General features: G+C 49.4%; 4 protein-coding genes. All 4 read left to right on the forward strand.

All coding sequences use genetic code 11. From position 1 onward, the window contains the following. Positions 1–325: 325 nt before the first annotated feature. Positions 326–1,348, forward strand: a complete 1,023-nt coding sequence (locus IDZ20_RS00935) for an alpha/beta hydrolase (protein WP_188149555.1) — start codon at positions 326–328, stop codon at positions 1,346–1,348. Between the two features lie 210 nt (positions 1,349–1,558). After that, positions 1,559–2,788 carry an efflux RND transporter periplasmic adaptor subunit gene (locus tag IDZ20_RS00940; protein WP_188149556.1) on the forward strand — a complete coding sequence of 410 codons (1,230 nt, stop codon included), beginning with the start codon at positions 1,559–1,561 and terminating at the stop codon, positions 2,786–2,788. A gap of 2 nt (positions 2,789–2,790) precedes the next feature. Next, positions 2,791–5,964: an efflux RND transporter permease subunit gene (locus IDZ20_RS00945; protein WP_188149557.1), complete on the forward strand. Its 3,174-nt coding sequence runs from the start codon at positions 2,791–2,793 to the stop codon at positions 5,962–5,964. Positions 5,965–6,434: 470 nt separating this feature from the next. After that, the coding region (locus IDZ20_RS00950; protein ID WP_188149558.1) for a thrombospondin type 3 repeat-containing protein at positions 6,435–10,801 on the forward strand (4,367 nt) is incomplete at its 3' end.

Consider the following 10,801-nt stretch of genomic DNA (forward strand, 5'->3'; position numbering starts at 1 on the left):
CAATTTCCGATTCAGGTCGGTTAAAAAGCGACTTTAGCCTTTGCGGGCTGTGTTGCTAAAAAGCCACTGCAATCTCAATGGTTGCAGTGGCTTTTTTATGGGCGCTTGTTCCGTTTGTCTTAGCTATTCTCCTTCGATCCGCTTAATTTCGTTAATTTTGCGCCGAGCTCTCTTGTGCCTGCTAAACTCAGGGAGGCAGTCTTCGTGGGTTGTTTGCCGAGCGTATTTAGTTAACGTATGAACTAAGTTGGTGAGGCTGGCCAATTTACGACTGTTTTTGGATATTCAAGTTTGGGTAGTTTAACAAGTAATACAGGTTGGGTAGATGGCAGTAAAGGTAATGGGTCAGGTTGAGCGAACTAAGCTACGTCAGCAATTACCGGCGTTACAGTTTAATCGAGCGCTAGATTTTGAACAGTGTTCTGATAGCTTGCGGGAATATTTTCAGCGCTATAACTTCGATCAGCTGGTGGAGGAAACCCACTGTAATTACCACGTTGGCCGCGCTCAATTGGCGGGCTACGAATGTGTCGCTCATACCTGGTTCCCCGATCGATTCGGACATTCCGATACAGTGGTAATTACCCACGGGTTATTTGATCATGCCGGACTCTACCTGCACCTAGTAAGACGCTTGCTTTTGCAGCATTACACCGTGGTGTTAGTCGACTTTCCCGGTCATGGTTTGAGTGAGGGGCCGCTTGCCTCGATCGGTGATTTTAGTGAGTACGCAGCCGTGCTGGCGGCGACCATGATGCTGCTTAAACGCAGCGAACGCTTTGCCGATGTGAGCTTGGTAGGTCAGAGTACCGGTGGCGCCGCCATTTTGTATTTTGTAATGGACCAAGCTTACGACCATAAAATTAAGTCTATTACCTTGCTGGCCCCCTTGGTGCGGCCGCGAAATTGGCCGTGGGTACGAATGGGGGCGGCGGTCGCTAAATATTTTGTTAAGGATATTCGTCGAAAATTTACGGTGAACTCACATCACCAAGAGTTTTGCGAGTTTTTGAAGAATAAAGACCCTCTTCAGGTACGTCGAATACCAATGCGTTGGATTCTCGCAATGACCGCTTGGGTCGACTATTTCAGCACCCAAACACGCATGCTGGGTGAGCGTAAAATTAGTCAGCGCTCAACTCCTTTGCTGATTATTCAGGGGGCAAGTGATGACACGGTCGACTGGCAATATAATCTTGAGGTAATCAAGAAGCACTTCAAATACCCCTCGCAAGTTATTGTTAATGATATGGCTCATCAGATCGTGAATGAAACGCCAGAACGGCGAGAATTTGCCTTCACGGCTTTGTTGAAATTTCTCGAGCAAAAGGTTGTCTCACTAGCCTAGCCGTGTTTTTGGCACAGCTGTTTGTGTTATCCCAGATAGTTTACGTCTATCCGCCTTTCGCGCCCTCAGTACGTCGATTTTTGACCGGCGGCTGTGGGTGTAGCCTTAGCTTTTCACAATATTCCCACAATTAGAGGCCGGTTTTTCACCCGGAATCTGGCACACTGTGTATATCTTTTTCGTGCCTTCTTTAGTCTGGGATAACTTTCAATGAAATCTCCTTTTTTGCGGCGCCTGCTTCCCTTTATCGCTCTTGCGATTTGCCTTGTGATCGCGGCTATTTTCATTCTCAATAAAAAGCCCCCCGAGAAAAAGCCCGATAGCCAAGACGCTCCTCTGGTGACGTTAACACCTGTAACGCTGGGTAGTGAAGTGTTGCTGGTTCAGTCTCAGGGGGTGGTTCAGGCTAAGTATCAGACTGCGCTAACCTCCCAAGTTAGCGGCAAAGTCGTTTCGGTATCCGAACAATTTGTGCGCGGTGGGATGGTAAAAAAAGGCGATCTACTCGCGCAAATAGACCCCTTTGATTATGAGGTGCGTTTACAGCAAGCCAACGCCAGTCTCGCCAGTGCGCGAGCGGCGTTTATTCTCGAGCGAGCCCAGGGCCAGGTCGCCGAAGCCGAGTGGGCGAAGATAACCAATTCTGCGCCCTCCGAGCTGGGCTTGCGTAAACCACAACAGGAGCAAGCGCTCGCGGCAGTAAAAGCCGCCGAGGCGGGTTTACAGCAAGCGAAGAAGGATCTAGAGCGAACCAAAATTGTCGCCCCATTTGATGCTTTAATTGAGGAGCGTTTGATTAGCCCCGGTGGTGTTGTAAATATTGGTACGCAATTGGGCAGAGTGTTGGCGCTAGAGCTTGCGGAGATTCGTCTGCCGATTGCGAACGCGGAGCTTACCTACCTAAATCAGCTTGGTAAGAACGCAGAAGTATGGCTCACGGCTACCCGTGGTGGTGAGTTAATTAAGCGTAGCGCCAAAATTGTACGTGACGAAGGTGTCGTGAGCGAAGCGAATCGCATGGTATATCTGGTCGCGGCATTAGCTGATCCATACGCGCTCAAGCTGGCAAATAGTGGTATCGAAAATGCTCAAAGCCTGCCGTTTGGCACTTATGTCTCGGCGAGTATTACCGGAAAACAATTGGATAAAGTTGCGCTGATTCCGCGTAACTTGGTTAAAGACGGCCGCGTGGCTATCTATAAAGAGGGTAAGCTCGCCTTTGTCGACGTTGACGTACTACGCAACCAAGGGAAGCTTGCGGTAATTGGCAAGGGCTTAGCAAATGGCGACCAATTAGTGACATCGAGTTTGCAGTATCCCATTGCTGGAATGGCGCTGCAGCCAAGGGAAAAGCCTGCCGTTAATAACATGCAAATAGAAAAAAAGAATACTGCGGAAAAGCCCAGTAGCGAAGCCGTTAGCACTCAAGGCGAGGGCTAGTTATGGTCGATTCATCGCCTAAGTCACCAGCCTCTCAAGAAGAACATCTCGATACCAATAAAGGTATTATTGCTTGGTTTGCGCGTAATCCTGTTGCCGCGAATTTGCTTATGATTGGCATAATTCTCGCGGGCCTTAATTCGGCGCTCAATATTCGCCAACAAATGTTTCCGCAAGGCGAAAATAATTGGGTGAATGTGTCGGCCATCTATCGCGGCGCATCGCCACAAGAAGTCGAAGAAACCATCACCGTTAAACTCGAAGAAGCGTTGCAAAGTGTACAGGGTATCGAGCGCCTTATTACTCGATCGAATCGCGGCTACGCTTCCGCCGATTTGAAAGTGCTGGACGATTACGACGTGCAGGAAGTGCTGGACGAGATACGTTCATCTGTCGATAGTATTTCGAGCTTCCCCAACGGCATGGAGCCGGTTCGTGTGAGTCACACCAAATTTCGCCAAGAGGTGATGTATGTAAGCATCGCTGGCGACCTTTCGATGGGTGAATTAAAGCGCCTAGGTGAAACGATTCACGATGAGTTGCGAGCATTGCCCGATGTTAATATCACCGACTTTTACAGCGGTGCTAATTACGAAATATCGATTGATGTTAGTCAGGATAAATTACGTGAATTTGATTTAACCTTTGTTGAAATTGCCAACGCCGTACGCGAGTTTTCAACCAATCGTTCAGCTGGCGAAATTCGTGCAGACGAAGGCGTGATCTCGGTACGGGTAGAAGAACAGGCTTATATCGGTGCAGAGTACGAAAATATACCGCTGCGTAATTTCGCCGATGGCAGCCAATTGACATTACGTGATGTTGCCAGGGTAAGCGACGGGTTTGAAGAGGGCGTAAAATTTTCTAAACTTGACGGGGCTAATACCCTGACATTTTTTATCGGCGCATCAAAAGATCAGAGCATTACCGATATTTCTAAAACGGTGAATGGCTATATAGTCGAGCGTCAAGAAACATTACCTGCGGGTATACGTCTAGAACCTTGGGTCGATCTAACCTACTACCTCAATGGCCGCTTAGACATGATGTTGGAAAACATGGTCTGGGGCGGAATACTGGTATTTTTAATCCTCGCGGTATTCTTGCGAATTAAACTCGCGTTCTGGGTGATGATGGGCTTGCCGGTGAGTTTTCTCGGTGCTATAGCGCTGATGCCGTTTGGAATGATTGATGTCACCATTAATGTGGTGAGTCTATTTGCCTTTATTATGGTGCTGGGCGTTGTGGTTGACGATGCGATTATTATTGGTGAAAGCGTACATACCGAAGTGCAGGAGCATGGTCTATCGATGGACCATGTTATTCGCGGTGCAAAACGCGTTGCCATGCCGGCAACGTTCGGTGTGCTTACGACCATGGCCGCCTTTGCGCCTATGGTTATGGATTCCGGCCCCAATGCTGCTTTTACCTTGTCGATTGGTGCGGTTGTGATTCTGTGTTTGATTTTTTCATTGGTTGAATCAAAGTTGATACTGCCCGCGCACTTGGCCGCTATGAAACCAGAAAATACTCAAAGCACAAATATCGTTGCGCGTATGCGACGCTGGGTCGATAGTAAACTTGCCAATTTTATTGAGAATAAGTACAAGCCGTTTTTAGACGCGGCACTGTTTCATCGCTATACGGTTTTAATGGCTTTTATTGGTGTCATTATTATTACTGGGGCGATGTTTGCCTCGGGCCATATCCGCTTTATTGGTTTTCCTAAAGTTCCGCATGATTTTTCCAGTATAACCTTGGAAATGAACCCCGATGCTCCCGAGTCTGATTTGCGTGAAGGCATGCAACAGTTAGAAGCCATGATGCGTAAAGTTGATAAAGACATTGTCGCAAATTACGGTAGTTCGATGGTTGAAAAAATATTGGTATACAACCAAGGCAGTACGCAAGCTAAGGTCGAAGCTAAATTGGTTGATCCAGATTTGCGTCCAATGGACACCTTCGCGTTATCGGCATTGTGGCGCGAGGCAATGCCGAGTATTGCCGGCCAGAAAAATATAACCATCGCCGATAGTATTGGCGGCGGACATGGCCAAAATGATGGCGATGTAAGCTTTCGTATAAAAGGGCGGAATGAGCAACAGTTGATCGCAGCTGCACAACTGATAAAAACTGAATTGAATAAGATGAAGGGTGTGTTCGAAGTTAACGATAGCGAACAGCAGGCGGCAAAAGAGATTCTATTTAAATTAAAGCCTGTAGCATACAGTTTAGGTTTGACCACGGCCGAGGTTGCCGCGCAAACAAGCTATAGCTTATATGGTTTGGAAGCGCAGCGGATTATGCGCGATAGGCAGGAAATCCGAGTCATGGTGCGCTACCCCAAAAGTGAGCGCGATGCTTTAAGTTCAATCGATAATATTTTGATTCGTACCGCAAGCGGCGCCGAAGTGTTGTTGTCTGAAGTTGCCGACTTGGAGTTTGCAGAAGGCGTAAATCAGATCTATAGGGAAGAAGGCAGTCGGGCAGTCACCGTATGGGGGTCGGTCGATAGCGAACAGGCCGAAGCATTCAAAGTCGCTAATGCCATGAGCGACACGGTGTTTCCTAAGGTCAAAAAATTGTACCCCTCGGTAGTTATTGAAGAGTCCGGCAGTTTAAAAGATGAACGAGAAAATACCCGCACGCAGTTGATCGGTATCTTGCTTATTTTATTGCCGATCTATGTGTTGTTGGCGCTGCCACTTAAATCCTACACCCAACCCTTAATGATCATGTCGGTTATTCCATTCGGTATCATGGGCGCGATTCACGGCCATTTATTATTTGGTATGGATTTAAGTATGCCGTCTATATTCGGCATATTCGCTGTGGTCGGTGTTGTTGTAAATGATTCGTTAGTGATGGTGGATTATGTTAACCGCGCGCGTGAACGCGGCGAAACGATTATTGATGCGGTGTTGCATGCAGGGCAAAAACGTTTCCGCGCGATAATGTTAACCTCGCTTACCACCTTTATCGGGTTGATTCCGATTATGTCGGAAACCAGTTTGCAGGCGAAAATTGTAATTCCTATGGCCGTTTCACTTTCTTTCGGCGTATTAATAGCAACCCTAGTTACTTTAGTGCTGGTGCCATGCCTCTATATTATTGGCGACGATATGGCTCGCGGGCGCAAAAAACTAGCGATCCGAACGGTGACACTGTTTCGTTAGCTTACTAAGTATTAACAGTAAAAATATGCTGTTAATAATCAGAATTGAAAGATGTCTAAATTGTTATTTCAAAATCCCACTAAAACTGTTCCAGTAAAATATTTATTTAGACAATTATTTTACTGGAACTGAATTTACCATAAAGAAAGGTTCTAAAGGCGTCTTTTGTTGGCGCGTAAAACTTGTTTTTGGATGTTTTAGGCCTCTCCCGTCTGCGCAGATCGCGTCAGAAATACAGCACCTAAGGTATTGATTGATACGCCGCCCCTAAGTTGTTGTTTTTAAAGCCGCCATTATTTTGAGCCTTAAAATTTTGTAATTCTAAGTACGCTTCGCCGTATATTGTTCAGCTTTAAGCCGTCTTCATATCTCCTTCTATACTTCAAAACTGTTAATTGAAATTATTAATTTGCATTGCTGGTTTAGGGTTTTTTCGTCCGGCAATATCTTGAATAGTATAGGAATTGGTTATGGTGGAATCTGAACGCTCACGAACCCCCTCGCTGCTGTTGCGTACTACGGCAACAGCATTTTGTCTACTCTGTATTTCGTTAACTGGTTGTAGCAGTGGCGGTGACGATGGTGATGGTCTATTTCCAGCTGACCCCACCGCCGAACCCACAGCGCAGCCCACAGCAGAACCGACCGTAGAACCCACGGCAGGGCCGGTTGCGTTGTCGGGCGCTGCAGTAGACGGCCCGATTGCTAATGCTGTGGTTCGTATTTACCGCTTGGATGCCAGCGCGCCGCAAATGCAAGGCGCTTTATTGGACGAGGGTGAGACTGACGCACAAGCGCAATTTTCCGGTTTAGAAATTGATAGCGATGAGCAGGGGCCGTTTCTTATTGTGGTGACCGCCGATGAGGATACGATCGATTTAAATACCGGCCAGCAACCTATTATTTCCGAGGTTCGGACACTGCTTAAACTCGAAAATATCGATGCGCCGGTGTACGCGACCCCACTAACCAGCATGGCCTTATCCTTAGCCGCGTCGAAAGCCGACGACGCAGGGGCTTTTACCAATGAAGAATTTACTGATGGTTTAGATGACGCGGCGAGCGAACTCGTGTCGGCATTAGGTTTTGGTATGAGTGAAGATGTCGATATTTTTGCGGCACCGCCACTGGTTACCGATGACACTGATAGCGATGAAAAAATGCAAGATGTAGCCGCTTATCGCACCGCAATATCGGGCGCAGCGGCGATTATTTTCGAAATTCAGCAGAACACCGAAAATTCGACCACCGCAAATGTAATGGATGGATTGGCCGAGGATTTGACGGATGGTGCAATCGATGGTCGCAACAGTGAAAACGAAGACCTCGATAATTACGATGCAAACGACGCGGCCATTATTGTTGAGAAAGATCCGGCTAAGTTAATCGTTCCCGGCACCAACAAAACGGTTGAAGAGGTAGAGGAGTTGCTCGACGAAGAGTCGGCAGACACCGGCACTATCACCGATACAGCCAAGCTTGCCGATGGCTCGGTGTCGAGTACTGCTAAGTCAGCCGAGGTAGATACCGACCGCGATGGCGATGGCGTAATTAACAGCCGCGATGCCTTTCCGAACGATCCCAATGAAACAATTGATACCGATCGCGACGGCGTTGGCAACAACAGCGACCAAGACGACGATAACGATGGTGTGCGCGACGACCGCGATGCCTTCCCACTCGACCCCAATGAAAAAGCCGATACCGATCAAGATGGCATTGGCAATAACGCCGATGACGACGATGACGGGGATGGGGTTGTTGATTCTGAAGATGACTTTCCGCTCGATGCAAGCCTAAGTGATGCATCGGACATTGATGGTGACGGTTGGCCGTTGGGGCAGGATCCCGATGACAGCGATGCGGACTCGCCCGGCGAATTATTTGTCGATACCGATATGGATGGTCTCGGTGATGCTATCGATACCGATGACGATAACGATGGTGCTCCCGATGTTGACGATGACCTGCCGCTAGATCCTACGGAATCAACCGACACAGATGGTGACGGTATTGGTGACGGCAAAGATGACGATATCGACGGCGACGGCGTAGCCAATCACGATAATGGCGATGACGAACTAAATACCCCCGAAACGCGTCTAGCCAATGGCGACCGCTTTCCTTTTGACCCATCTGAGAGCGCCGACCTAGACAACGACGGGATCGGTGATAACAGCGATTCCGATGTTGATGGCGACGATCTAGCCGACGTGAATGATCCAGATCCTCGCAACCGCGATACGGATGGTGACGGCGTTCGCGATGGTAAAGACGCTTTGCCATCCGATGCCAGTGAAACGCTAGATACCGATAAAGACGGTATTGGTAACAACGCAGACAACTGTAAGTTCAAAGCTAACTTTAATCAGGCGGACACTGATCAAGACGGCATGGGCGACGCCTGTGACGACGACGATGATGGCGACGGTGTTAGCGACGCGGAAGACGACTTCCCGCTAGACCCAACTGCATCAACAAAAACCGATGTCGATAACGATGGCTGGCCGGTTGGCCAGGATACTGACGACAACGACAGTAGTGTTCCCGAAACTGACTATGTTGACACCGACGGCGACGGCATGGCCGATAACGGCGGCTTGAATCCTGACAGCGACGACGACAATGACGGTCACGACGATAGTAGCGACGCATTCCCAACTGATGCTACCGAGCACAGCGATGCCGATGGTGACCAGATTGGCGACAATGCCGACACCGATGACGATAACGACCAAGTGCCAGACAGCGAAGATGCATTTCCGTTAAATAGCGAAGAAAGTGCCGATTCCGATCACGATGGGGTTGGCGATGCTAGCGATAACTGTCCGAATCATGCCGGCCCTCAAACCGACTCCGATCAGGACGGCAAAGGTAATGCCTGTGACGATGACGACGATAATGATGGCGTTGCCGACAAAGATGATAAATTCCCGCTCAATCCAGAGGAATCGAAAGATACCGACGGTGATGGTATTGGCAACAATGAAGACTCCGACGACGATGGCGATGGTATCTCTGATGTTCAGGAGTTAGAAGATGGCACCAGTCCATTGCACCGCGACACCGATCGCGATGGTGTGAATGACGATACAGATAATTGCCCGCTGGTGGTGAACTCTGCGCAAACTGACAGCGACGAAGATGGTATCGGCAATCTTTGTGATGATCCCCCCAGTGTTGGCGGTTACTACTTACTGGATATGGAAGTAAGCAGTGCTTCACACAGTTCGGCGAATGCTGAATGGGAAGAAATTGCCTTGCGCGAATGTGACGCCAGTGTTGGTGACAAGACCGCTGAAGTTGCACTTGCCGAGCAAATGGGTACTGATTTCAAACTGAGCTTTAGTGGTGACCAGTTCCGCGGCGAAGAAGGTGCTCATGGCATCATCAACAGTCTCGGCCAAGTGGTGATCGAAGAGAGCGGTGAAGAACACACCCCTGAAGGCATGAAGATTCTTCACAAGGTTAACTTCCTTGGTTTGCGCAACGGTTCTACTGGTGTGATGAGCGGCAGTGTTGAAGAAGAGCAGCAAATCATGTCGGCTAGCGGTGAACTGCTGATGACCTGCGCGAGCAAATCTAGCGTGGTGCTAACGCCGATGCCGCAAGTCAATGCGACTGACGTGTTTGATGCCAGTGGCAGCGACGGTGGTTTTGCCACCACCATGGGGCATGAGTACCACGATGATATGGGTAACTGGGGAATTGATTTCGCCTATAACCTACTCAATACCGATGGTGAAAGTGAGAGCCGCTGGGACGCAGAAGCCGAAATGTGGTTCGAAGACGCCGCCGGTGATGGCGGTAACTGGATGCTTACCGCGGGTGGCTGGCAGCAGGAAATGCCCGGTTTAACCATTGAAAGTCTCGAAGGCGACATGGCACTTGCCAGCCGAAAAGATGCCGATGGTAATGTGATTAATAGCTGGGTAGTGAGTGTTTACGCCAGTTCGGCGGAAGGTAAACCCATGACGGATCTAGTCCAGCGCGACTGGGTTAAGCAGGGGCTTGTCGATACCGCTGCTACATTTGGTGCGGGTGCACGCGCGATCGCGATCAGCGCAGAAAGCCAGTCGACCGTCTATGAAGTTCATTGCGGTGGCGACGACTGGGCCGGTGCTGGTTTGGACTGTAACAACTACTTTGTAATTGGTTGGGACGATAGCACTGTAAGTGAAACTGACCCTGCGGACGGCACCAGCGCCGAACCGAGCGCAGCAGGCACGGCCGTATTGGCCGCTAGCTTCGCAGATTTGGTGCAGGTCGATAGTGGAACCGACTTGGATATGAGCAAAAGCATCTGGGTTGGACGCAGTAGGGACGGCCGCGAACTTAGCGCTGTGCTCCTTAGTTCGGATGGCAGTGTGGCAGAAGGCAGCAGTGGTACTGTTAGCTTTGTGACCCACGCTGATGATGGCCAAATGGTTGTGCTGATGAATGCCGATGGCACTGCAATTGGCTCGGACTGGGTGGTCACTGACCCGCTTTCGAATGACACCCATTTGCTGTTGGAGTTCTCGTTACCGCAAGACTTACAGCACCAGTTCGACCTAGAAGAACCTACGTCGGGCATTTTGCTAGCGGTAGTGCCTGATACGAGTAATCAATCACCTTATGTACGCGCGGGTCGCAAGCAGGAGGCGGGTGAATTACATCGCGATGCAGGGCTAAACCTAGTCGGCTTAGAAGCTGTGTTGGCGAACTTCAATTACCAGCCGCCTGAACCCACAGGCGAACCCACAGGCGAACCAACAGGCGAACCAACAGGCGAACCCACAGGTGAACCCACAGGCGAACCCACAGGCGAACCCACAGGCGAACCCACAGGCGAACC

Source organism: Teredinibacter waterburyi (genome assembly GCF_001922985.1).
In the GTDB taxonomy this organism is placed as follows: Bacteria; Pseudomonadota; Gammaproteobacteria; order Pseudomonadales; family Cellvibrionaceae; genus Teredinibacter; species Teredinibacter waterburyi.

What these genes read in the sequence shown, in the direction of transcription:
- IDZ20_RS00935 (WP_188149555.1), top strand. Translation starts at nt 326, where the DNA reads ATGGCAGTAAAGGTAATGGGTCAGGTTGAGCGAACTAAGCTACGTCAG.
- IDZ20_RS00940 (WP_188149556.1), top strand. Translation starts at nt 1,559, where the DNA reads ATGAAATCTCCTTTTTTGCGGCGCCTGCTTCCCTTTATCGCTCTTGCG.
- IDZ20_RS00945 (WP_188149557.1), top strand. Translation starts at nt 2,791, where the DNA reads ATGGTCGATTCATCGCCTAAGTCACCAGCCTCTCAAGAAGAACATCTC.